Genomic DNA, 24,130 nt, shown 5'->3' with positions numbered 1-24,130 from the left:
CGCTCGGCAGCCGGTAGACTCGGTAGCCGGTAGACTCAGCGCCGCAGTTGGTCGATGCGGGCAGCAAGTATGAAGTCGTTGCGGCTCAAGCCGCCCACGGTGTGGGTGTGCACGCAGACCTCCACTTTTCCCCAGGCGAGCGTGATGTCCGGGTGATGCTGCTCGGCTTCGGCGACCTCGCCCACCCGGTTGACGAAGTCCAGGGCTGTTACGAAATTCTTGAACTCCCAGCTGCGCTGCAGGTGGTGCCCGTCTTGTATACTCCAGCCATCCAGCGCCTCGAGCAGCTCGGCGGCATCGCCCGCGTCCATGGCCGGTGACCCCTCGGCGCAGGGCGAGCAGTGAGCCGCTGCCAGTTCTTCGGTGTTGCTGTTGCTGCTTGTCATCTCTTCAACCTCCGGGCGTACTCCGACGCCGCTCTCCTGACCGCTGAATCGCAGTGGTCATCGGCCAGGCGCTCGACCGACGCCAGTGCAGCGTCCGAGATGCCGGCCAGCCGCCCCAGGGCCGAAAGAGCCGCCAGCACCACGAGCGATTCCTCGTCGGCCAGCCCGTCGAGCAAAACCGTTTCTTCACCCGCCCTGGCGCGGGCCATGCAGTAAAACGCCATTCGCCTTTGCAGGGGGTTCCCCTCCCGCGAAAGAACACTGAGCAGCTGCAAGGCGGCTGGCGCCGAGACCAGCAGGCCAGCCAGCTCCACGGTAGCGGCCCAGCGCCTGTCGCTGCGGGTGTCGGCAAGGCCCGCGAGCAAGGCCCGCTGCACCTGCTCCCCGGTCGATACTGCCCCGGTCGATACAGTGCCGGCAGATACAGTGCCGGATTTAGCCGCACCAACCAGGCCCGCGCGGGCCAGCGCCAGGGCTGCGGCAAGCCTGCGATCGCCCTCGCTCGACTGCAACGCCCCCAGCAGCGCCGCCTCGGCGCCACCGCGGGCGAGCTCGGCCAGCTTCTCGACCAGCTCGAGAGGCGCGGCGCCCGTTTCGTTGAGTCCGCGTAGCAGGCGTTCGGCCTGCGCCATCGATCCGGATTCGTCGCTCACACGGGCTTTATAGACTCGCCGCGTCCCCCGTCCAAGACCCGCCCGCGCGTTGCCGCTCAAGGCGACGACTGCTAACTTGCTCCCCGATGGCCATAAAGATTCCACGCGCGGGCCTGGCGGGGCTGTTGTTGTTCGGCGGTCTCGCCGTAGTGCTGGTTTACGGCACGGTACAGATGTCGGAACACAGCTGCGAGGTCTGCGTGAGCTACAAGGGCCGAGACAAGTGCCGCACGGTAGCGGCAAGCACCGTGGCCGAGGCTCGGCAGGCGGCAATCATGAACGCCTGCGCCTTCGTGTCGGCGGGCATGCGCGACAGCATGGCCTGCCAGCGCAGTCCTACCACACGCGAGAGCTGCGAATAGGCCCCCGCGGTCGGCTTTCGACCAGCCCCAAACAGAAAAAACCCGGGATCTTTCGATCCCGGGCTCCATCCCTGCCAGCAGGCGGGTGGCTATAGTCAGCCCCCAGCCGAGGTACGGATTGTTAACCTGTCAGGTCGCGGGAACCGTCGTGGTCGGTGCGATCACCGTGGTGGTCGGAGTGATCACCGTGGTGGTCGGTGCGATCACCGTGGTTGTCGGCGCGATCACCGTGGTTGTCGAGGCACCGGGCATACTCGTGGTCGACGTGCCAGGCATGGTCGTGGTCGAGCTTCCGGGCATACTCGTGGTCGACGTGCCAGGCATGGTCGTGGTCGAGCTTCCGGGCATACTCGTGGTCGACGTGCCAGGCATGGTCGTGGTCGAGCTTCCGGGCATACTCGTGGTCGAGCTTCCGGGCATACTCGTGGTCGAGCTTCCGGGCATACTCGTGCTGCTGGTGGAACTCGTCGATGTCGAGTCACCACAGCCACCACCCACGGTCTGGTTGTTGACGCGGAAGTCACCGCTGCAGTTACCGCTGGCAGTGTTGTCTGCCTGGGCAGCTTCCAGCGAGAACGAGGATCCTTCAAGGCGCAGGCCGTAACGACCGTTGTCGTTAGCCGTGTTACCGGACACCGAGGTGCCAGCATCGCCCTTGACCCTGATACCGGTACGCGTGTTGCCGTTGGCCGTTACCCCGGTCAGCTGGGAGCCACTGCTGCCAGCGCCCACACGGGTCAGTCTCACGCCACCGCGGTTACCGTCAAAGCTACCGCTGGTGATCCAGAGACCGTTGGCCCGCTTGGCCCTCAAGCCTTCACGCGCCGCACCTGAGATCGCGTTGCCGTCGACAGTTACGTCGTCGGACCTATCGATCCGTATACCACGGCCCCTGCTGGTGCCGTTAACGGTGTTGCCCACAACGCTGGCGCCAGAGCACTCGCGCAGTCGCACGCCTTCCTCAACGTTGTTCATTTCGTTATTGGTCACGGTAAGGCCCGAAGAGCGTTTTGCCCTCACGCCGCGCTCGCCACCGTTGATGATGAAACCGTTGATGGTGACGTTGTCAGACTCACGCACCCGAAATGCGTCGTCATCAGAGTCAACCTGCATGATGGCAGCCCCGCCACCGTCGATGGTCAGGTTATCGACCCTGCGAACGCGTACGCGCCGGGTGTACGTACCCGGTGCGACGACGATCGTGTCACCAGCAGAAGCAGCATCAACCGCGTCGTCTATGCGTGAGAATTCCCCAGGCACGTTCAACACGGCAGCTACCACTACCGAGGGAAGCAGCATCGCTACCATCCCTGCTATTGCAGTTATTCTTGTAATCATTTTCCGTTCCTCCTTTATGTTCCCAGGGGCTTATTTATCCCCAAAAACGCCCAGGGGGTGCCTCCCTATAAGCAATCGGCATACCAACGGCGGAAACCCGATTTTAGGGAAAAACCAGCGCCCCTACCCCCCATCAGAGGTGGCAAAGTGGGGCAACTCCCCCGCAGATGGGGCTTCCCCCCCCCCTGCCGGGGCAAGGGGTAAGTAGAAACAGGGCCCTCAAAGGCACGCCTGGATAAGACCATCAGGCGGGTTTGGCAGAGGAGAGACAGTCCGCAGAGGGATTGCGGACGAGCAGGGCGATAGCCCTAAAAGAAATAGACCGCCGCTCAGCTAGCGCCGCGATAACGGCAGCGGGTGGTCACACCACCCGACTGGCAGTCAAAGACCAGAGAGAAGGCGTCGTCGCCTATATCCAGCGACAGCCGCACGGTACCCTGGCCGGGGTTGGCCAGCAGCCCCAGGCCGCGGGCCTTTAAAGCTACACGCCAGCGCGACAAGGAGCTGTTCTTCAAGCGAACCCTGCGCAGCCCATCGACCAGGCCAGCCTTGTCGCGATACGAGTAGCCCGGGGTCATGCCGGCGCCAGGCTCCATCTGCGAATCGAGCACGCCGCGGTATAGCTCCACCTGGTCCTTCTCCAACAGTATCGTCAGCAGTTCTGCGTCGGGAGCCAGCGAGCCACCGGTCCTGGTCGTAAACAGCGCGCGCAAACGAACTCTCTGGGGTTGGCCGTTCGGCGGATTGCGAAGCTTCAAGACCGCGCGCGAGAACGACCTCGACGGGGCGAAATCCGGGGACGCGGGCGCGCACTCCGAACAGCCGTCGCCGGCCGGGTCTATGACGCATGATCCGTCGCAACAGTCGCCCACGCCGTCGCCATCGTCGTCAAACTGGGAAGGGTTGATGGTAAAGGGACAGTTATCATCGCAGGGCGCGCCGAGACTGACGAGCTCTTCGTTGCAGAAAAAGTCGCCTTCCACGCCGCTGCCGCTGCCATCGTCACCAACGCCATCGCCGTCGCTGTCTGTGGCCAGCGCACCGGCTACCGCCAGTAACCGCTGTGCGCCCGAAGTGCCCTGCACTACTTCAATTCGCCCGGTACCGTCGAGGCCCACGTCGTCGAGAGTCACCTGCAGTCCAGCCGCGCTCACCAGCACCAGGCTCTCGTGGAAGCGGTCGCCGTCGGCATCGGGCGAATGCACAGCAACGGCGCCGCTGGCTCTGAGCGTAAGCCACAATCCTGTAACGGGCGGGTCAGCCACGTTGCCCAGCGAGTCAACCGGTAGCAGCCTGTAAGTCCGTCGGCTGACAGCCCCGTCGACGGCCAGCCTCGTCGTTTCAACCGGCAGAACCAGGACCCTGCCGCTTCCGTCTATCGACGGTGCCGGCCTGAGCCTGTTGCGAGCACCCGGCATGAAAGCAGTCGGGTCGACCTCCACGAACAAGGCGGCTCCTACTGCTTCTCCGCTAAAGACCACGGCCCGGTCTATCGACACCGAGCTACCGTCGAGCGGCAAAGCAAAGGGAGTACCCACCAGCGGATGGCCGGGAGGGGGAAGCCAGTTGTGTCCGGGTTCAAACTTTACGTGCGAGGGCAGCAGCGGGTCGGGCGGCGGAGCGTTTCCGTTGCCCACCACCCTGGCCGGATCAAGCGGCGGGTAGAACGGCCAGGCGGTAAACAAGGGCGTGCCGTCAATGAAAAGACTGTTGCCGTCTACGCCCGTGTAGGCGCCGGCACAAAGAGCCACCGTGAGGCCGCCCATGCTGGCCGGAGCTCCCAGCTGCAGGCCGATGGTACCCTGGCTGCGACCGGCGACCAGCAAGCCGGTCTGCTGCGCCGCGTAGGCCCAGGCTTCCTGCAGCTCGAGCGCATTGTCGGCCGAGCCGTCGGAGTCGGTGGGTCCGATGAACCCGTCGCCGTCGAGGTCAGCAAAGGCAAACACGGCCACGCCGCGGGAGTCGAGCTCCGAGGAGCTGGCAACGTTACCGGGCAGCGAACCGTCGCTCGCCATCACTGTGAAAGGCAGCAACTGCCCGCCGTCGGCCCCCAGGCCACCGGCCGACACCTGTTGCAGCGGCGAAGACGGCGCGGGAATAACAGCGGAGTTCACCGTACCCACGCGTATCACGAGGTCAACGTCGCCCGTGATTGAAGTATCGATGCTTTCGTCGCCGGTGTTCCAGCGCAGGTCGGGTCCGGGCAGCGCCAGCTCGAGGCCGGGCAGCATGGGATAGGCCAGGCCCGTGGCCGGATCTACCGGGTCGCCGTTGAAAACCTGGCCCGCCACCGGGGAGCCCAGCAAGAGGACGGCAGTCGAAGCTACAAGCAGCCTGGGTAAAACACGCCTCACGGATCTATCCCCGCAACTTCAACCGACACGCGGTTGCTCACAAATCCACCATGGTCGGGTACGACCACGTAAATTTCTATCGACACCAGGCCGTCACCGATGAGTGCCGGCAGCGCCACCGTGATGCGATGCGGCTCCACGCGCAGCAGCGACGCTTCGGCCGCCGGCAAAGCCGCGGCTTCGAGCGCCTCGATCTCCAAGGGGTCGAGCCCGTCTACCAGTGCTGGCAGGCTGCCGCTGTCCGCTCCCTGGCCGTCAACAGGTATCCGCACGAAGTTTTCGCCCTGGCTCGCTACCAGCGTCAGCGGAAACTCCACCTGCATGAGCGCGTCAAACTCCCAGTTGCCCACAACGTCGACCACCGAGCCCGAGCCCGACGGCGTGGCCGTAACCCGGCCTATGGCAAGGTTGGGGTCGGTGAGGCCTGCTTGCGCGCAGGGGCAGGCCGCCAGCAGTATAACTGCGGCCAGCAAGCGCCAACTAGCACGGGTTTTAATAGAGAATCTCAAGTTCTACTCCGATTCAACACTCCATCCAGAAAGCATGATAGTCAACGGCAAAAGCACACCTCAACCTTCATGGCCCCCCATCCGGGGAAAATTTTTCCCTCCGCGATCCCAACTGAAGCCCGGCAGAACCTGCCACTGGCAGGCTCTAAGCCTTGCTGGTATTGGAAAAACCGCAGCGGGCCTGTCCGTTCACGGAACTTGCATGCAGTTGCTGTGCCAAGTAGTAGAGCCTTTATTTATGGCGCTTTTTGGCTACACTGGAGTGAGTGATTTGCCCCAATGTGGGTTCAGCCGGGCCCCACACGGGGGGGGCGCTCGAAGCTGGCGAGCCTGCTGACTGCTGACTGCTGGCCGCTGACCGGCAGGCAGAGGAGCTGACTAGACAATGGCTGACATAATACTGGTTGAAGACGAGGAGGTGCTGCGGCGCACGCTGGCCCGCGCCCTGGTCAAGCTGGGCCACCAGGCCCGTGAGTTCGAAACGGCTGAAGAGGCCCTGGCGGTGATCCCGGATGGTCCCCCCGACCTGTTGTTTACCGACAACAGGCTACCGGGCATGAGTGGCATGGAACTGATGGCCAGGGTGCACGAGTCCTGGCCGGATGTGGTCATGATCATGATGACCGCCTACGGCACGGTGGAAGACGCCGTGAAGGCAATGCGCGACGGGGCGGCCGACTACCTGCGAAAGCCCGTCGACCTGCACGAACTCGCCCTCGTCATAAACCGCTGCCTGGAAGGTGCCGGCGTACGTCGGGAACTCGAATACTACCGCGAACGCGACCTGTCGGTACCCGAGCAGGGGGGCATCATCGGCCGGTCGCCGGCCATCGACCAGGTACGGCAGCTGGTGACCAGGCTCGCCGGCATGAAAAAGGCCGACGGCGAAGGCCCCACCCTGTTGCTCGCGGGTGAAACGGGAACAGGTAAGGGACTGGTGGCGCGGGCTGTGCACAACGCCTCGCCACGGGCCGACCAGGCCTTCATCGAGGTCAACTGCACGGCCATTCCAGAGAACCTTCTCGAGGCCGAGCTCATGGGATACGAGAAGGGCGCGTTTACCGACGCCAATACATCCAAGACCGGCCTGGTCGAAGCCTCGGACGGCGGCACGCTGTTTCTCGACGAGATCGGCCACATGGCCCGCCCCCTGCAATCCAAGCTGCTCAAGATCATCGACGAAAAGGTCGTGCGTCGCCTGGGCAGCACCCGCGACCGCAAGATCAACTGCACCATAGTGGCGGCAAGCCACATGGACCTGGAAAAAGAGGTCGCCGAAGGCAACTTCCTCGAGGATCTCTTTCACCGCATCAACGTGGTCAACATCAAGCTCCCCGCACTGAGGGAACGCGAAGGTGACATCAAGATCCTGGCGCAACACTTCCTGGCCCAACACGCGGCCGACTACTGCGTGGCCGCGCCAAAGATAAGTGCCGACGCCATGCGGGCCCTGCTTGCCTACCCCTGGCCGGGCAACATTCGCGAGCTCAGCCACACCCTGGAGCGCGCCCTGGTGATGCACAACGGCGGTGACCTCGAAGTCCAGGATCTCGCATTTTTTCCGGCTGCCGGGACTCGCACGCAAAACACGGGCACCGTGGCAACGGCCGACTTTGAGGTCGATTTCTCGCAGGGGCCGATTCCGCTGGAAACCGTCGAGGCCAACCTGCTCACCAGCGCGATGAGATACGCAGACAACAACCAGGTGCAGGCCGCCAAGCTGTTGGGGATGTCCAGGGACACGCTGCGCTACCGGCTAGACAAGCACGCGCTGCGCTGAGCGCCGCGCGCAACTCCCACCATCGCGCTGCTGGTTCAGGCCCGGGGGAGCTCTACGCGAAAGATCGCCCCGCCCTGCTCCGCGTTCTCAGCCGTAACCGTACCGCCGTGCTGGTCGACGATCTTTTTGACCGTGGCCAGCCCGAAGCCCGTGCCCCCCGCCTTGGTGGTGAAGAACAGGTCAAAGATACGCGAAACCTTGTCTGGCTTTATGCCCGCGCCGCTGTCCGTCACCTCGAGCCACGCGTGTTCTTCGTCGTGGCCGCTGGTCAGCTGCACCCTGCCCGCGTCGGGAGACGCGTCGAGGGCGTTGGCCACCAACTCCATTATCACCTGCTCGAACAGCACCTTGTCCATCAGCACCAGCGGCTGTCCGGGTTCGGGCTGGTGGTGGAGCTCAATGGACCGCTCGGTCGCCTTGCCGGCTGACAGGGCCATGACCTCGCCAGCTAGTTTCTCCATCGATCCAGGCGCGAGGCTGGGCTCAAAGGGACGCGAGTAATCGAGCAACGCTGCTATGCGGTCGCTGAGACGATCGGTCTCCGACACTATGTCCCTGAGCGCGACCTGTTCGTCCGGGTCGGAGCTTTCTTCATCGTCGGCTTCAAATATAGCCAGTTGGGCTGCGGCCTTGATGCCCGCGAGCGGATTCCGTATGGCGTGGGCGACGGCGGCCGACAACTCGCCAACGGCTGCCAGGCGTTCTTTCTGCACCAGCAATCCCTGGGTCTCGCGCAGTTCGACGTTGGTACGGTTGAGCTCGAGATTGCTTTCCTCGAGCCCGCGGTTGAGCTGATCGATACGCGAATAGGCCTGCGCGTTCTCGAGTGCCACCGACAGCTGGTCGCAAACCGTCCGCAGCAGTTCGACGTCGTCGCCGCCGTGATAACCGCCCGCCCGCCGCTGGCCGACCGACACCATGCCCACCAGTCGACCCTCCAGTCTCATGGGCAGAACGAACACCGCGTCAAGGTCGAGCATGGCTGCCTCAACGTCGGCCTCGTGACCATCGCCGGCCTGCTGGGCCTCGGCCAGCAGGTCGACCTGATTCAACTCCCTCGCCAGCGGGGCCAGGCTGGAGGCAGCTGCGCCACCCAGCCCCGTGCGCACGCCGCCCTGCCCTCCGGCCGCGTGCACGAGGCGGCCGCGGCGGTAAACGGCGCCGTCTTCGTCGACCGACAGTATGTCGGCGCACACCGGTTGCAGGGTTTCGTCCACCAGCTCGAGCACCGACCGAACCAGTTCTTCAAAGATGAGGATAGAGCTGAAGCTGCGCGACGCCGACCTTACCGCCCCGCGATAATCGTAGCGGCGCCGGTCGTACATCCTGTCAACGAAGGCCTGGATGCGCGCGCGGCTGGGGTTGCTCACCACGAGCAGGCCGAGGATGAGCACGCCCTCGGCCACCCGCGAAGCGGCGGCCGTCAGGCCCTCGAACAGGTAGTCCACCGTACCCAGGGTCAGTGTATAGACGCCCAGCACCAGGGCTGAAAGCACGGTGTAGACCAGGGCGCGCTTGATCACCTTGTCTATGCCAAAGAGGTCGTGGCGGGCCACCGCGTAGCCAATACTGACCGGGTAGACCACGAACAGCACCGTGCTCAGGTTCACGGGCAAGGCCGCGCCGCCGACAAAGACGGCCGGCAGGACCACGGCCATCGGGGCAAACGCCAACGCGGTGCCGAACAACACCACCTTGGTGCGCTGCCTGACCACCAGGCTGTCGGTGGTGAAAAAATAGTAGGCGTAGAAGGCCAGGGCCATGACAGCGCCCAGCGCTACGGGCAGGTAACTCATTCGCTCGAGGACGAGCAAGAGATCGTGATCGCGAAAATAGAAGTAGTTGGTGGCAATCCCGTAGGCGAAGCCCAGGCCGAGCAAGGCCGCGAACACCCCGTCCTCCCAGCGCCGCCTGATGCGACCCACCGGAAAACAACTCACGAGGTAGAAGGTAGTGGCTGGTACAAGGTTGAAGAAAAAGAAGTACGGCATCCGCAGTAGGTAACTGCCCTGCATGTCGGCCGAAGCCGCGAGGTAAGCAGCCCCGTTGGCACTGAAGAGAAACAGCGCGCGCGCGGCCGGGTCGTCGGGCTTCATGTAGAGAACAACTATGCCCAGGATGAGTAGCGCTGCGGCGTCAAAGTTGAACAGGCCCAGCACCGAGACCCACTCGCGCCAGCCAAAACGCATCACCTCGACTTCGACCTCCGTCAGCCGTCCCTCTTTCTCAAAAATGTAGCTGAGGCTGGTACCGGGGCTCAGCCCCTCCACCATCTCGGTGAGCTCGCGCCCGTTGCGCAGCGTGCGCCCGTCGGCCGAGCGCAGCCACGACAGGTATTCCACGCCCGATTCCGCGCCGGTCCAGTTGGCTTCGCCCAGCGCCGGTACAACCAGGTTCTCCCAGACGAAGAAGCCGGGAAAACTCTTGCCCACCCGGTCTACCGAAGCGAAAATCGCAGTCGCGACCACCACCGAGGCTACGAGCGCGACCAGGACCTGTACAAGGCCCGGCGCGAGTATCGTTGCGAAACGGCTTTCTTTGCTTGCAGTCATATCAGCCCGCGAGTATCGAGAGACCTGCCGTGCAGGATTCCAGCCTACCCCCTCCCCTGGCACGGCTGCCGGCCCGGTGCCTGGCAGCCGCTTTATTATACATCACTGCGTTTCCGCCGTTTGACCTCTCGTGGGCGGCACTGCTGGCACCAGCCCCGCTGGCGCTGCTGCTGTTGGATCCGGCCAGGCCGCTCAGGCCCTGGCACGCGGCGCTGGCCGGGCTGCTGTTCGGCTGGGCTTTTGCCCTCGGTGGAACCGGGGCATGGATAGCCCAGGCCGCACTGCGCTATTTTGAGGTCGGCGGGGCCGAGGCCGCTGCCCTTGCCATCGGGTTTACCGGCTTGCACGTGGCCCTTTTTACCGCCCTGCTCGCGCTTTTTGCCTCGAGACTGCACCCGCTGTCCCCGATCGCACGCGTAGTGGCTTTTGCCTTTACCTGGACGGCCTGGGATTTTGCCCGCGCCAGCCTGCTGGGCGGCAATCCCTGGGGGCTGCTGGGCCAGGCCTTCCACGACCTGCCCTCGTCCTACGCCCTCATCCGCCTGGGCGGTACCTGGTTGCCCGGTTGGCTGGCGGCAGCCTTCGGTGGAGCACTGGCGGTGACGTGGATTGAAAACCAGCGCCTCGACCAGGCCCTGCGCTCGGCCGCGGTGGCGGGCGCGGTGCTCGTGGTTTTTGTACTCTCGGCTCTCGTTGGGCTTCCGGCGGCCGACGAACAAGGACTCAGCCCTCTCAAGGTCGCCGTCATACAACCGGGCCTGGGCCAGCACGACCTGTGGGACCCCGCGAAAAAGAGCTCGCACCTCGATCTCCAGCTCGAGCTCAGCCGCCGACCCGAACTTGCCGACGCGCGCCTCATCGTCTGGCCCGAAGCAGCGATACCCCGCTTCTTCGACGCGAGCAGCAAGCAACGCGTCGAGGAGCTCGCCAGGCAGCAGAACGCGGCGGTACTGCTGGGAAGCGTGCGCAACGAAGATCGCGGCGACGGCCGCGCCCATCTGTACAACTCGGCCTACTTCTTCGACCCCGCGGTGGGCGAATGGAAAGTCTACGACAAGATGAGGCTGCTGCAGTGGATGGAGTACAGGCCCGGTTGGTTGCCAGGCGCCAATCCACTCGACTACCTGCCGGGCAGCAAGCGGGTGCTGTTTGAACTCGACGGGTGGAGCATCGCCCCGCTGATCTGCTTTGAAGCTGTGTTTGCCGGGGCGTCACGGAGCGCGGCGCGCGCGGGGGCAGACCTGCTGGTAAACCTGTCTAACGATTCCTGGTTCGACGCCGGAGCGGGCCGCTTGCAACACCTGGCCTTCACCACGCCCAGGACGGTGGAAAACGGATTGCCCCTGCTGCGCTCAACGACCACCGGCAGCAGCGTACTGCTGGCCGCTGACGCTTCGCTCGCGGGATCGCTCCGACCGGGTTCGGCGCGCGTGGGATTGTTCGTGGTACAGCCGGGGCCTGGGCCTGGGCCTTACAGCCTGGGGGGAGACTGGCTGCCGTGGCTAAGTGTTCTGCTCATGCTTGCAGCGCTGGGGGCCGCGGCACAAAAAAAACGGCCGGCGGCTTACGCCGCCGACCGCCAGTGACCGAAGTAGTAGCTTTCGGGGGAACCACCACAGCGACACGCGGTTAAAATAAGCAACCATCATGCCAATCCGGATGCTGCGGATTAACTAGCAGAAATGCACCACCCAAGCCTACTGTCTGCGGCATATACCCACGCAGTTGGGTGCAATAAGCCCATTTGCCCCATTTCACCCTGCTGCTGACCCCCCCGAAAGAGTGTGAACCCAGGGGGTCATAGCGCAAGGAACTACGTTATTACCGGGCTGTAACTCCGAATCCCCCCTGCTGGCTTGCACAAAACAGCAGCCTATTACCGGCGCCCCGCAAATGGCATGGCCTTTGCTTCGTGAGAGGCACCGGTCAAGAAAGCAAACCGGTCAAACAATGGGGCATCGCACAATGTCATTACCGCTACCAAAGCTATTCTTTTACAGCCAGCCATCCTGGTCTCTCGGTGCCCTGCGTCACAGCCTCGGCTTGGCCGACAGCCTCAGCCAGTCCTTCAGAGTCACTCTCGTGCTGGGTTCCCCCATACCCAAAGGAATTGTCGCCCCAGCCAACGTGCTGGTCAGAGAGCTGCCGGCGGCCACGCTAGCCGATGACGGGGGCATTCAGACCTTGGACCGACGCCGCGACCTCGACCAGACCCTGGTGTTGCGCCGAGATAAACTGCTCGATCTTTTTGCCTCCACCAGCCCCGAGGTCCTGCTCGTCGACCGTTTTCCGCTGGAGCTCATCACCCTGGCTTCTGAGCTCGTCCCGCTTATAAACGCCGCCCTGGCCAGCAACACGGTGCCAGTGATGGCCTGCAGTGTTCGCAGCCCCGATGACGTGGGCGAGCCCGCCTTCGTGGACCAGGATACGCTGGAGCTGCTCAACAGCTGTTTTGACATGTTGCTCGTGCACACCGACCCCAGTCACGTGAATATTCAAGACCGCAGCCCCGAAGCGATGAACCTGCCGGTACAGATTCTTCACACCGGCTTCGTCGACGTGAGCGAACTCGACAGCCGCTCAACCCCCGCCCCGCCTAACCCTACCCCCGAGCTACTGGTAAGCGGCGGCAACGGACACGACTCAGCCAAGCTGCTCAAACTCGCCGCCCTCGAACACGGCAGGCTGTGGAGAGAAGAAGGCCTTGAGACCAGGATTGTGACAGGCCCATCCATATCCGAAGAGGACTGGAAAGAACTGCGACACCTCACCCGCTCAAGCCGCCACGTGAAACTACAGCGCAGTGTCGAGAACCTTGTCCCGCTGCTGAACCAGGCCCAGGTCGTGGTCGGAGAGGCAGGCTTCAACGCCAGCCTCGACGTGTTGCAGAATTCAACACCGGCCGTGATCATCCCGCGCCGGCAGCCGGGCGGCAGCCAGACCCGCCGGGCCCGGCGCCTCGAACAAGAAGGCCAGGCGGTGGTCGTTGAGCCCTGGCAGCTCGACGGCAAATCGCTGCTCAAGGCAGTGCAGAAAGCGCGCTACAATAATCCGCCAGAGCTGGGCTACAACATGGAGGGCGGCAGCACTACCACGCGCATCCTGCGCGAATACCTGACCAACTGTTCGTCGCTGGACAAAGAGGCCAGGTCAGCAAGCCGAACCGGAGCCAGCGGCAGATAACGGAAGATCCGGGGCCTCGAGCAGCCGTTCGGGGTGGGCAAGCAGCTCGGCCAGGCGCTCGAGTGCACGCGCACAATAGAAACCGTCTTCCACCCTCTCGTCGTAAGTAAACTTGAGCTCGAAAACTTCCCTGGCCTGCAACTGGTCGTCGGCGGTGACGACTACCGCCTTGTGAATCCGCCCCATCGTTACAAAGATAGGGATGTTGCCGTAGTCGTAGTTGTGGTGATAGCAGGCGTCGATGCCCACGCTGCCCAGGTTGGCGACGAAGGCAGAGGCGTACAACGGATCGGCCCGCAGCATGGCGGCCGGCAGCAGGTTGAGGGTATCGAGCAGGCGCGCAAGGCCGATGACCAGGCGTAGCAAGGGAGCCGGCAGCCTCAGCAGCAACGACACCTCCTTGTCCGAATCGGTCTCCACTCCCGAGCGGCCGCTGACCGATGCCGCGGTCAGACCATCCACAACCGAGGCCAGGTCCTCGTTGGCCGCGAACTCACGCTTACGGGTGTACACCGGCGCGTCATCGCTCATGCCCTGCTTGCCCGAAAACGAAATCCACAAGCCCTTACGGGCCCATAGCCTGCCCCCCATGACAAAGCGGTTGAGCCGAGGGCGCTCGTGCAGCGACATGGCGAGCGCCCTGAGCACGAGATGAAACAGCGTCGCCTGCCGGGCCGCTTCGCGGTCGCGATTCCAATCGGCCAGGAACTCCCGGAGCGGGGCGACCTCGACCTGCTGACGGCACAGTACCGCGGCCTGGTTACGGGTGGGCAGGATGAAGGGCAGCATGCGCCGCACCGGGTCGAGCCCGCCCAGTTTTACGCCGTCAGGACGAGTGAACAGCACTGTTGCCTCCCTGGCTCTTGTAGCCCTCGATCCAGCGCTCGCAGTTGCGCAGCGCCAACGCGACGATGCTTTCCATGGGATTGAGCCCCACCGGCGAGGGGATAACGCTTGCGTCGGCCACCGCCAGCCCTTCTATGCCACGCACGCGCCCCCAGGGGTCGCAGGGCCCGTGGCGCTCTTCGACGGCCATGCGACAACTGCCCATTATGTGCACCGTCATCAGTTCGAGCCCCTGCGGCGACCGAGGCCGCTGGTCAATCTTTTCGAGTTCGTCTGCCGACTCGAGCAGCGGAAGATCGGCAAAGGGCAACAACACGCGCTCAGCACCAGCCTCGAATACACCCTCGGCGAGCAGGCGAACGCCGCGGTGCAGCACCTCGAGATCCCGCGACGACAACTTGAAAGTCATCAGCGGCCGGCGGTCCGGGCCCAGGCGGACACGGCCCTCGCCGCTGTCCTCCACCAGGCAACCGGCGGTCAGCATGTGGTTGTAGCGCGCCATCAAGCGGCCATGTTCCTCGCCCAGGCCGGGAATGCCCGCCGCCAGTATGCCCGGTGGAACACCGGCGGCGGCCATGAGTATGCCCTCGTCCATGAAGCGATGGACCTGGTGGGCCTGGTGGGTGCCCACCCAGCTGTCGAGCGGCTGGTCAAACAGCCCCACCACCTTGGCGTTGGGGTGCACGTGCAGGCCGCGGCCGGTCATCGGACCGCGCAGCCGACTCCTGAGCAACAGGCCCGGCGTGTTGCGGGCGCCCGCCGCGAGCACCACCAGGCGCGCGCGAACCTCGAAGCGGCCTTGCCTACGCCCGTGAAGGTCGACAAAACTACCCGCCACGCCAGCCACGCGGCGGCGGCGTTTCAGTACGCGGTCCACCCTGGCGTTGGTTACCAGCTGCGCACCGGCGGCCAGCGCGCGAGGAATCTCGGTGACCAGCATCGATCGCTTGGCTCCCGTCGGACAACCGAAGCCGCAGTTGTTGAGCCCCATGCAGCGCTGCATGTTGCGCTGGTTGTCGACCGGGTCCCAACCCTTGCGACGGGCCGCGTCGGCGAACAGCGCCAGCGGTTTTCCTATGGTTTCGGGATGCTGGGTCTCCGGAGTCAATATGCGCTCGGCCTGCTCAAACCAGCCCTGCATGCTCTTCTCATCGCAACCGTCCAGGCCCAGCTTGCGATCCCAGTGCTGTAGTACGCGCCCGGGTGTGCGCCAGGACATGCCGCCGTTGATAACAGTAGAACCGCCGACGCACCTGCCCTCGGCAAAGGTTATGGGCGGCTGTCCCAGGATGAGGCTGGTGCCCGCGTCGCGATACATGCGCCGGGCCGACTCCAGGGGATCGGTCACGAAATCAGCCGTGCGGTAGAGCCCGCCCTCTTCGAGCAGGAGCACGTCGAGGCCAGCGTCGCGCAGCCGCGCAGCCACCGGGGCCCCGCCCGCGCCGCTGCCCACCACCACGGCGTCGGCGTGATAGACCCGGGGCGAAGAAAGCCGCGGCGCCAGGTCGAGGCCGGACTCCACGTTGGGGTAAGCCAGGGAGTACTCGGGCGGTAGCATACCCTGCCCCTGCCGGCCCACGCTCACCGGTCGGCCCCCTGCTCGCCACTATCCGCATCGCCGGCATCCGCAGCAGCTTTATCCGTACCGCCGCCGACCGCAGCCACGGCGGCCATCAGCTTGCCACGCTCAAGCGTCAGCCGATCGGCTCGCGCCTGCCAATCAATGCCCAGCGAAGCCTGGGCCGAGGGGTGCTGGTAAAAACACAGCAGCGAGAGCGCCTTGAGGCCGGCCACCATGGCTTCACGTACACCGCCAGCCTCCAGCCAGGCTTGCAGGGAGTTTCGTCGCGAGTCCCTGTCAGCGCTGGTGAAGCGCCCCCGGGACGAACCCCGGGGCGGCAGCACTGTTCCTGCAAACTCGAGCAGGGCGAGACCCGCGGGCAAGCCCAGCCTGAGCGCGCCGGGTAGAAAGGGCAGAAAGCTCTTCACCTCGCTGAGGACATCGCTGGTGGCGTCGAAATCAAAAGGTTCTTCGTGCGGGCAGAGCGCGTCTATGACAGCCAGTAACACTCGGTCGCTGAGACCGTAGCTGCCGCGGTCTCGCCAGGAAACAGTGGGGCTGAAAGCGGACACGAGCCGAGTTTAGGTTGGTGCCATTGCCATTGCCACGACCGGCCGGGCGACCTAGCATGGCGAAGTTAAGAGGTGGGCAGCAAATGGCAGACGACAAGCAGAACGAACTACTCTCTATTATCGCCGATGATTCGGTGTCGGCCGTCGACCTCGCGGACTTTTTCAACCGCCTGCCGCTCGAACGGGCCGTTGCGGCTGCGCGCTCGCTGTCGGGAACCCGGGTGCAGAGTCGATTGTGGGAGCTGGTGGCCAGCAACCCCCCGGTGGTCACCAGCGATCTCGTGCCCATCGATCATCCCGCCATGCAAGCAGTTGTTTTCCACGGCAAGAACTCGCTGCCCTTGTTCACAGAGTTTGAAAAGATCTGCTGCCGGCCCAGCTCGCAGGCCGACAGCTCGCTCAACGAGCTGTGGGGCTACAACCGCTCCCCCACCATGAAGGTGGTGGGCCCGGGCTACTACGTCACCCACGACACGCCCGACTCAGAGCTGGGGGCCTGCGCTTTTGACTACAACCGCCTGCCCCTGCTAGCCGCCGAAGGCTGGCCGGACATAAAGCCCAACGGTCGCGGGGTATCGCGTTTTGTTTACAACCGCATGATCGATTACATGCGACGGGTGGCCGACGACGTATTCATAGGCCTGGCCACCAAGGACGAGAAATCGATGTCGAGCTGGTTCGTGCTGGTGCGCGAACTCTAAGCCTGGTTCCAAACCCAGAGTCCGCGCAGCAGTAGAACCACTGCAGCTCTCAGCCGCCGATACAGGCAGCGTGGCAGGTGTTGAACACCGCAGAGCAGGACTCGCCGGCCAACAGCCTGTCCACCGTGCAGGCGTCGCGGCATTCGTCGCGAAAGCCGTCGTCCAGGCAGGCGCTGCGGCAAGCGTCGTAGGTATCAGTAGCCGTTGAAATGCAGCTACCCATGCTCGAGCCACAGTCCTGAAAGCAAGGATTACCGGCGTTGGCCTCGCAGGCGTTACGACAAGTCTCGCGGTCGTCCTTGCACTCCTTCTTGACGATATCTTCGAGATCCTTGACGCTGTCCTTGCAATCCTTGCGATCGTCGCCGCAGCGCTTCTTGCAATCCTTGGGGTCAGAATCAAACTGGCAATCAACGCGGCAGGTCTTGCGCTCGCCGTCGCAGGCCTTTTTCTCGGCTTTGCGGATGGCCTTGGCGCTCCGCTTACACGATTTGCGTACGTCGTTGCAGGCGTGGCGACACTCGTCGCGCTTGGCCTCGGCCGGAACAGCCGACAATATGAAAACGGCGGCCAGGGCGGCTGCGCCAAGCGCGGTCACCAAGCGACCAGTACGAATTACTTCTACAGCAGCATTCATCACAGGATAACTCCTTCGCTACAGTTCGTACGCGCCAACTCTGGCTCGGAAACTGGGGCCAGCCAGAAGGCGGCCAGCCAGAAGGCGGCCAGCCAGCCTTCAATACCCTAGCGCTGAGTCTCAGCTGGAAGGAAAGAAAACTCCGACAGCAATAAACAACGCGACCATTAATGCACTTTCAATCAACCTGTTTTCTCCTCGCCCCCCAATTCAAGCAAAGATACTTGGGGTAAAGCAGAAAACGTGCCAGACCCCCGGCATTATTTTTTGGGACAAAAACTCGGAAACCCGGCACCTTCGTTTGTTTTTATCGGCGAACTTAAGGTGTCCGGGCTGCGAATTGCCCCAGTTGATGGCCAGATAACCTGCCCCCCAACTGGGGGGCAGGTTATCTGGGGGGCCAGTTTCCGGTCCCGGGAGCCCAGCCGTCAGCCCTGGCCGGACCGGGGGCGGCCGGTCCACAGCAGCCAGGCCGAGCCACCCGAAACGCCCAGCGCCACGGCAGTGTAGGCCAGGCCAAAGAGCAGCCCGCTGTCGTCGGCCAGCGGCGTCATGTTGAACAATACGAGGTTGGCCGCCACGTAGGCCACGTAGATCAGGGCCAGTGGCAGCGCGGCCGGCAGCCGTCGCCACAGCGCCAGTGCGTAGGCAGCCAGGTAGAGACCGAAAGCCGGGCCGGCAATCGCGTTGGCGCTGCCCTCCAGTCGCGTACCGAAAAGCACGAAGCCCACGTCGGGGCTCAACTGCAGGGGCTTGAGAAAGTTAGATATGGCCAGCAACCCGAACAGCAGCGCAAAAACCCTCAGCGTCTTGTCTCTTCCAGCTTCCGTCATTGTTTTCCTCCTTAGATCTACGAACGCGACCGCATCAGGCTATCGCGAAAGTCTGTAGTGTACACCCAGTCCTGCCAGGGACCACCACCCGGCGCCTCGCCTTCCATAACCATGCCGAGGTCGACTATCTCGCCGGCCTTTTTGATACTCGCCGCAGCCTCGAGGGTCTTTTGCACTATTGACCGTTGTTCATCAGCGCGACCGGGGCGGCCGGTTTCGTTGCCCATGGGATAATTGAGAAACGCCGTCCGCGGTGGCCGCACAAGGCGGGTAATATCCAGGCCCACCGATACCGTCATGGTGGCTATGCCCGCCGCCTCCACCGCCCTTGCAACCAGACCGACGGTCTGGTGACACACCGGTCAAGCCGGCACGAGCAGAAAAAGATCGACCTCCTGGCTGCGCAGGCCGTCGAGCAGTGCAGGGATGAGCTCTTCGGCCACCCGCCGATGCGAGTATATGCCTCCCATGAAAGTAAAGGCCGTGGGTGCGACACCGGCTATGACACCCTGGTCGGCAAGCTCGCGCAGTCGCTCAAGCGGAAACACGCAGTTCGGATCTTTGCGCGCGTCGCCCACCGGGTAGCCAAAATGCGACACGCGCAGGTCGCCGCTGTCGCTGTCGGCTGGAATTTCGCGAATGCTGGTGTCGTCGCTGAAGTGAAACGCTTGCTGCCCCTGCAGGTGCACCCCGCCCGAACCGGCCAGGGCCACGCGGCACTCGGCCAGCGGCCGCGACAGAGGAGTCCAGGGCACGGGCTCGCCGCTGTTGTCGACCCAGCGGTAAGCCGGCAGCGGTTCGTAGAGCTCACGCGTACGCTCTACGTAGTCTACGGTTTTCAGACTTCGCCCCCCAGTGACGCCATCAGGTCGTAGGACGCGCGTTCGGAGTCCTCGCCTTCGACACCCGAGGGAAACACCGCCGGGTAAAAATCAGTTGCGCCAGCGTCGCGCACCCTGTTGATGGCCTCCTTTACCTGCCCGGCGTCACCCACCAGCGCGAGGTCGGCCGGACCGTCGGCTCCCTCCTCGTCCATGCAGGCCCTGTAGACCGGCAGGCTGCCGTAGATGGTAAACAGTCTCGCCGCCTCTTCGCGCGCACGCACTTCGTCGGAGGTCACGCAGACCGGCAACGAGGCTATGACCCGGGGGGCGGGCCTTCCGGCGGCCGAGGCCGCGGCGTTGAGCACCGGCGCAATGTTTTTCTCGATATGCTTCGGACCGCTCATCCAGGTGAGAGTGCCTTCGCAGAGCTGGCCGCAAAGTTCGAGCATGCGCGGCATGAGCGCGCCCACGAACAAGCCGAAACCCACACCTTCCTCTACCTGCAGGGGCGCGTTGACCGTGTACTGGTCGCCCGTGTAAGCGCAGTTGCCAGTGTCTGATAAAGAGCGCAACACCTCGAGATAATCGCGCATGTGGCCGATGGGCTTGTCGTAGGTCAAGCCCAGCATGTCTTCGATGACCAGCTTGTGACTACGTCCTATGCCCAGCGACAAGCGGCCGCCGCAGGCCGCGTTGACTGTGGCCGCCTGCTGGGCCAGCGAGTGCGGATGCCTCGGGTAAGTAGGTACCACGGCCGTGCCGAGCTCTATGCGAGAGGTCTCGCGGCCGGCCAGGGCCAGCACCGTGAGCGCATCGAGTGCAAAAATGTTGGCCAGCCACGCCGACGCAAAACCGTCGCGCTCGGCCTGTACTATGCGCTCTACTGCTTCCTCGAGAGTAGACTCTCCTCCACCGGCAAATATCCCTATCTTCATCCTGTCTCCCCCCGGGGTGGTGGCCCCTGTAGTTTTACGGCCCTGTAGTTTTACGGCCCGTGTTGCTTCAGACTCTTTCTATAACGGTGGCTATGCCCATGCCGCCGCCTATGCACATGGTCACAAGCGCCGTGGTCGCGTCGCGGCGTTCGAGCTCGTCGAGCGCCGTACCCATCAGCATGCCACCGGTGGCTCCCAGCGGGTGGCCCAGGGCAATGGCCCCGCCGTTGACGTTGACCTTGTCGCCGTCATAGCCGGTTTCCTTGAGAAACTTGAGCACGACCGCGGCGAAGGCCTCGTTGACCTCCACGAGATCGATGTCGTCCCAGGTCATGCCGGCCTTCTTGAGCGCGACCTCCGAGGCCGGGGCCGGCGCGGTGAGCATTATGACCGGCTCGTCGCCCATGGTGGCCATCGACACGACGCGCGCGCGCGGCTTGGCGCCGGGGTGGGCGGCCAGGTAGGCATCCGAACACACGAGCACGGCAGAGGCCCCGTCGACAATGCCACTGGCATTGCCCGCATGGTGCACGTGATTGATGCCGTCCAGCTCGGGATAAACCGACACCGCCTTCTGGTCAAAGCTGAGTTCATCGCCCTTCTGCACGTAGTCGCCCATCTGGTCGAACGACAGGGGCAGGGCACCCAGGCTCTCGGCCGTCGTGCCTGGTCGCGGGTGTTCGTCGCGGTCGAGCATGACCTCGCCATCGGTGTTGCACACTGGAACCATGCTCGCAACGAAACGATCGTCGGCCACGGCCTGCTCGCAGCGGGCCTGGCTCGAAGCCGCCCACTGGTCGCAATCGTCGCGGGTAAAACCCTCGCAGGTGGCAATGAGGTCGGCCGAAATGCCCTGCGGCACCAAGGGGTGCAACTCCCTCAAGGCCGGGTTGTGGCCGTCGAGACCCGACTTGTCGGCGCCCATGGGCACCCGCGACATGCTCTCCACGCCGCCGCCCACCACGAGGTCCTGGAAACCAGCCGCGCAACCCATCATGGCAAAGTTGACGGCCTGCTGACCGCTGCCGCAGTAGCGGTTGAGCGACACGCCGGTTACTTCCTGCGGCCACTGTGCGGCCAGCACCGAGTGCCGAGCGACACAGCCGCCCTGCTCTCCGGTCTCGGTCACGCAGCCCACGACCACGTCTTCTACCTCGCGCGGATCGAAGTCGCTGCGCTCGGGCAGGGCCCTCAGGCAGGTGGCAAGCAACTCCTGGGGGTGGGTCTCGTGCAGGCGTCCCGAGGACTTGCCCTTGCCCCGGGGCGTACGAACGGCGTCAAGAATGTAAGCGTTTCCCATGCCTTGTTTGATCTCCTTTGCGGGCCCGTGGTCCTGCCCTGCCGGCGCTGCGTCCCCCCCGGTCGAGGCTGGGGAAATACGCACTCGGCGGCAGATAGAACAGGGCCGCCCTTGAGTGTTTATCCAAGCGCAAACGCTGTTTCCAACCCCCGCGGGCAGTGCAAGGCGCAATTGGCCTTGCAAAACACCCTGCGTGCACAGTAAACAGGTGCAATGCAGTGCCTCCGCAGCCCCCTCCCGCGCCTGCTCGCAGGCCTTGTGCTGGCGATAACTGTCTCCCCGGCGCTCATCGGCCTGAACGCCGGGCCGGCCGACGCCCAGGGATCATACACCCTGTTCGAGTCGGTACCTGTTCGCCCGCTGGTGCTCTCGGCCGACGGCACGCGGCTGTACGCCGCCAACACCCACGACAACCGCGTCGAGATTTTTGAAGTGTCGGCCAACGGCAGCCTCAGCCGGGCTGGCGTGGTAGCGGTTGGTCTTGAGCCGGTGGCGCTGGCCGCTCGCGGCAACAACCAACTGTGGGTGTCCAACCACCTGTCAGACAGCGTCAGCCTGGTCGACGTTAGCGACCCAGCCACCGCGCGAGTAGTGGCCACGATCCTGGTCGGGGACGAGCCGCGCGACATCGTGGTGGGTGGCAGCGCGGGCAACAAGATCTTCGTGGCCTGCGCGCATCGCGGCCAGGCCCTGCCCTTTGATCCGCAGCTCACAACGCCCGGCGTAGGCCGCAGCGACGTGTGGGTCATTGATGCCGACGCGCCCTCCGCGCAAGCGGACGTCGTGGTGCTGTTCGGTGACAAGCCGCGCGCGCTGGCCGTCACGCCCGATGGCTCGACCGTGTACGCGGCCGTGCTGCACTCGGGCAGCCAGACGGTTGTCATACCCGAAGTGCTGGTCACGCCCAACGGCGGCGCGGCTTCCTTTCCGCCAGGCTCAACGCCCAACCAGCCCGAGACCGGGCTGATCCTCAAGTTTGATGGCTCGGGCAACTGGCTCGACGCCGACGGCCGCGACTGGAGTGCTTTTGTACCCTTCGACCTGCCCGACCGCGACGTGTTTGCCATAGACGCCGACTCCGACCCGCCGGTTGAAACCGGCTTTGCCACCGGGGTGGGCTCCATGCTGTTCAACATGGCCGTCAACCCGGCCACGGGCGACGTTTACGTCACAAACCAGGACGCGCGCAACCACGTGCGCTTCGAGCCCGTGCTGCGCGGTCACATCGCCGAGCAGCGGGTCAGCATCATAAGCGGCAGCACGCCGGTGGCGGTTCACCTCAACCCTCACGTCAATTATTTAACCAGCCCCGGACCGCCGTCGGAACGAGCGGACAGCCTCGGCATGCCGCTCGACCTCGTCTTCAACGCAGCGGGCACGCGGGCCTGGATAGCGGCCTTCGGTTCTGGCTTGGTGGGCGAGATAGACGCCACCGGCACTGTGACCAATCGCATCACGGTGGGCGCGGGCCCCGTGGGAGTAGCCCTGCACGAGGGGCACTCGCGGCTCTACGTTCTCAACCTCTTTGACAAGACCATATCGCTGGTGGACACCGGCAGCGCCAGTGAGCTGGGCACCGTGGCCCTTGGCTACGACCCCGAACCCGCCAACGTACGCGACGGTCGGCGCTTTCTCTACGACTCCACGCTCACCTCGGGACACGGTGACAACTCCTGCGCCACCTGTCACTTCTCGGCCGACATGGACCGCAAGGCCTGGAACCTCGGCGACCCCTTCGGGCAGCTGGTTCCCAACCCCAACCCGTTCCCCATCATAGGCAGCGGAGACCCCTTTCATCCCGCCAAGGGCCCGATGACCACGCAGAGCCTCAGGGGCATGGACGGCGCCGGCTCCATGCACTGGCGCGGCGACCGCAACGGCGGCGGCGGCGATCCGCTCAACGAAGACCTCAGCTTCAAGCAGTTCAACGGAGCATTTGTGGGTCTCATGGGCACGGCCCTGCCGCTTACGCCCCAACAGATGCAGGCCTACACCGATTTCATCCTGCAAGTACGCTACCCGCCAAACCCGGTGGCCAATCTCGACGGCAGCTTCACCGCCCAGCAAGCCGCCGGCGCCAGCCTTTTTGTGACCGGCAACCACGACGTCATCGCCACCTGCGAAGGCTGCCACAACCTGCCGCTCGGCACCGGTGGATTTTCGACCTTCGAAGGCGAGTCGCAGGAATTCAAGGTGCCCCACCTTCGTAACGGCTACGACAAGCTCGGCGAGTTCAATGCCGCCGGACCGCAGGTGGCCGAGAGCGGATTCCTGCACGACGGGGCCATCCCGACGCTCTTCGATTTCTTCGCGGCACCGGTGTTCCAGGTCAACGACGTCGAGCAGCGGCAGCTCGAAGCCTTCATGCTCGCGTTCGACACCGGCCTGGCCCCGGCCGTGGGCCAGCAGCTGACGGCCACGCCGGCCAATCTCAACTCCCAGGCCATAATTGACCGCATAGACCTGCTCATTGCCCGCGACGAAGCCGGCGACTGCGAGCTCATGGCCAGGGGAACGCTGGCGGGCGAACAACGTGGCGCGCTTTACCTTAACGGCGGCAGCTTCTCGCTGGATATAAACGGCGAGCCCGCACTCGCAGCCGACGACGTGCGCCTGCTGGCAGCTACCGCCGGCCAGGAAATAACTTACACCTGTGTGCCCCCCGGCTCGGGCACGCGCCTGGCCCTGGATCGGGACGAAGACGGGTTCTTTGACACTACCGAAACTCGGGCCGGTTCAGACCCGGCAGATCCCAACAGCACGCCCGCGTTACCGCCGGTGTGCGGTGACGGAGTGCGCGAAGG

At 64.3% G+C, this 24,130-nt stretch carries 21 protein-coding genes; 6 read left to right on the top strand and 15 right to left on the bottom strand.

The annotated features are described in order from the left end of the window. Positions 1 to 35: 35 nt before the first annotated feature. Positions 36 to 386 carry a 4a-hydroxytetrahydrobiopterin dehydratase gene (locus EYQ35_07415; GenBank protein ID HIF63963.1) on the bottom strand — a complete coding sequence of 117 codons (351 nt, stop codon included), beginning with the start codon at positions 384 to 386 and terminating at the stop codon, positions 36 to 38. Next, entirely contained in the window at positions 383 to 1,039 is a 657-nt protein-coding gene (locus EYQ35_07410) for a hypothetical protein (protein ID HIF63962.1), read from the bottom strand. Before EYQ35_07410 ends, EYQ35_07415 begins: the two co-directional genes overlap by 4 nt. An 86-nt stretch (positions 1,040 to 1,125) precedes the next feature. On the opposite strand from EYQ35_07410, the gene EYQ35_07405 reads away from it, so the two are divergent. Then, on the top strand, positions 1,126 to 1,401 hold the full coding sequence (locus EYQ35_07405; protein ID HIF63961.1) for a hypothetical protein: 276 nt from the start codon (positions 1,126 to 1,128) through the stop codon (positions 1,399 to 1,401). Positions 1,402 to 1,530: 129 nt separating this feature from the next. On the opposite strand, the gene EYQ35_07400 is transcribed toward EYQ35_07405, so the two are convergent. From EYQ35_07400 to EYQ35_07390, 3 genes are all read right to left on the bottom strand, one after another. Further along, positions 1,531 to 2,739 carry a hypothetical protein gene (locus EYQ35_07400; protein ID HIF63960.1) on the bottom strand — a complete coding sequence of 403 codons (1,209 nt, stop codon included), beginning with the start codon at positions 2,737 to 2,739 and terminating at the stop codon, positions 1,531 to 1,533. A gap of 329 nt (positions 2,740 to 3,068) precedes the next feature. Beyond that, positions 3,069 to 5,093 (bottom strand): hypothetical protein, encoded by a 2,025-nt coding sequence (locus EYQ35_07395; protein ID HIF63959.1) that lies wholly within the window; start codon positions 5,091 to 5,093, stop codon positions 3,069 to 3,071. Next, complete coding sequence (locus EYQ35_07390) at positions 5,090 to 5,602, bottom strand: hypothetical protein (GenBank protein HIF63958.1); 513 nt, start codon at positions 5,600 to 5,602, stop codon at positions 5,090 to 5,092. Before EYQ35_07390 ends, EYQ35_07395 begins: the two co-directional genes overlap by 4 nt. Positions 5,603 to 5,987: 385 nt before the next feature. On the opposite strand from EYQ35_07390, the gene EYQ35_07385 reads away from it, so the two are divergent. Further along, entirely contained in the window at positions 5,988 to 7,382 is a 1,395-nt protein-coding gene (locus EYQ35_07385) for a sigma-54-dependent Fis family transcriptional regulator (protein HIF63957.1), read from the top strand. A gap of 35 nt (positions 7,383 to 7,417) precedes the next feature. Here the strand turns inward: EYQ35_07385 and EYQ35_07380 are convergent, their stop codons facing one another. After that, complete coding sequence (locus EYQ35_07380; GenBank protein HIF63956.1) at positions 7,418 to 9,934, bottom strand: GAF domain-containing sensor histidine kinase; 2,517 nt, start codon at positions 9,932 to 9,934, stop codon at positions 7,418 to 7,420. Here EYQ35_07380 and lnt point away from each other — a divergent pair. Together lnt and EYQ35_07370 are read left to right on the top strand one after the other, a co-directional pair. Next, on the top strand, positions 9,718 to 11,520 hold the full coding sequence (lnt, locus tag EYQ35_07375; GenBank protein HIF63955.1) for an apolipoprotein N-acyltransferase: 1,803 nt from the start codon (positions 9,718 to 9,720) through the stop codon (positions 11,518 to 11,520). The genes EYQ35_07380 and lnt overlap by 217 nt on opposite strands. A 307-nt stretch (positions 11,521 to 11,827) precedes the next feature. Continuing rightward, on the top strand, positions 11,828 to 13,117 hold the full coding sequence (locus EYQ35_07370) for a hypothetical protein (GenBank protein ID HIF63954.1): 1,290 nt from the start codon (positions 11,828 to 11,830) through the stop codon (positions 13,115 to 13,117). On the opposite strand, the gene EYQ35_07365 is transcribed toward EYQ35_07370, so the two are convergent. The 3 genes from EYQ35_07365 to EYQ35_07355 are packed head-to-tail and all read right to left on the bottom strand — an operon-like array spanning position 13,085 to position 16,096. Next, positions 13,085 to 13,963, bottom strand: coding sequence for a hypothetical protein (locus EYQ35_07365; protein HIF63953.1), 879 nt, complete (start codon positions 13,961 to 13,963; stop codon positions 13,085 to 13,087). The genes EYQ35_07370 and EYQ35_07365 overlap by 33 nt on opposite strands. Next, on the bottom strand, positions 13,944 to 15,548 hold the full coding sequence (locus EYQ35_07360; protein ID HIF63952.1) for a GMC family oxidoreductase: 1,605 nt from the start codon (positions 15,546 to 15,548) through the stop codon (positions 13,944 to 13,946). The genes EYQ35_07365 and EYQ35_07360 overlap by 20 nt, the downstream gene beginning before the upstream one ends. Further along, positions 15,545 to 16,096 (bottom strand): hypothetical protein, encoded by a 552-nt coding sequence (locus tag EYQ35_07355; protein ID HIF63951.1) that lies wholly within the window; start codon positions 16,094 to 16,096, stop codon positions 15,545 to 15,547. The genes EYQ35_07360 and EYQ35_07355 overlap by 4 nt, the downstream gene beginning before the upstream one ends. Before the next feature lie 83 nt (positions 16,097 to 16,179). On the opposite strand from EYQ35_07355, the gene EYQ35_07350 reads away from it, so the two are divergent. Then, positions 16,180 to 16,797, top strand: a complete 618-nt coding sequence (locus tag EYQ35_07350) for a hypothetical protein (GenBank protein ID HIF63950.1) — start codon at positions 16,180 to 16,182, stop codon at positions 16,795 to 16,797. A gap of 49 nt (positions 16,798 to 16,846) precedes the next feature. Here the strand turns inward: EYQ35_07350 and EYQ35_07345 are convergent, their stop codons facing one another. The 6 genes from EYQ35_07345 to EYQ35_07320 form a co-directional block, all read right to left on the bottom strand. Beyond that, a complete protein-coding gene (locus EYQ35_07345) occupies positions 16,847 to 17,437 on the bottom strand; it encodes a hypothetical protein (protein ID HIF63949.1) in 591 nt (196 codons plus the stop codon). Between the two features lie 425 nt (positions 17,438 to 17,862). Continuing rightward, complete coding sequence (locus EYQ35_07340; GenBank protein ID HIF63948.1) at positions 17,863 to 18,267, bottom strand: hypothetical protein; 405 nt, start codon at positions 18,265 to 18,267, stop codon at positions 17,863 to 17,865. Between the two features lie 17 nt (positions 18,268 to 18,284). Further along, positions 18,285 to 18,626, bottom strand: coding sequence for a hypothetical protein (locus EYQ35_07335; protein ID HIF63947.1), 342 nt, complete (start codon positions 18,624 to 18,626; stop codon positions 18,285 to 18,287). A gap of 3 nt (positions 18,627 to 18,629) precedes the next feature. Then, positions 18,630 to 19,109 carry a hypothetical protein gene (locus tag EYQ35_07330; protein ID HIF63946.1) on the bottom strand — a complete coding sequence of 160 codons (480 nt, stop codon included), beginning with the start codon at positions 19,107 to 19,109 and terminating at the stop codon, positions 18,630 to 18,632. Beyond that, complete coding sequence (locus EYQ35_07325; protein ID HIF63945.1) at positions 19,106 to 20,026, bottom strand: TIGR03564 family F420-dependent LLM class oxidoreductase; 921 nt, start codon at positions 20,024 to 20,026, stop codon at positions 19,106 to 19,108. The genes EYQ35_07330 and EYQ35_07325 overlap by 4 nt, the downstream gene beginning before the upstream one ends. Positions 20,027 to 20,093: 67 nt before the next feature. Continuing rightward, on the bottom strand, positions 20,094 to 21,326 hold the full coding sequence (locus EYQ35_07320; protein HIF63944.1) for an acetyl-CoA C-acetyltransferase: 1,233 nt from the start codon (positions 21,324 to 21,326) through the stop codon (positions 20,094 to 20,096). Positions 21,327 to 21,593: 267 nt separating this feature from the next. Here EYQ35_07320 and EYQ35_07315 point away from each other — a divergent pair. Continuing rightward, positions 21,594 to 24,130 (top strand): hypothetical protein (locus EYQ35_07315; GenBank protein ID HIF63943.1); only part of this gene is annotated, 2,537 nt, incomplete at its 3' end.

Source organism: Candidatus Binatota bacterium, from assembly GCA_012960245.1.
Lineage (GTDB): Bacteria > Desulfobacterota > Binatia > UBA1149 > UBA1149 > UBA1149.
Note: the sequence above shows the minus strand (reverse complement) of the source record. Positions and strands in the feature narration are given on the sequence as shown.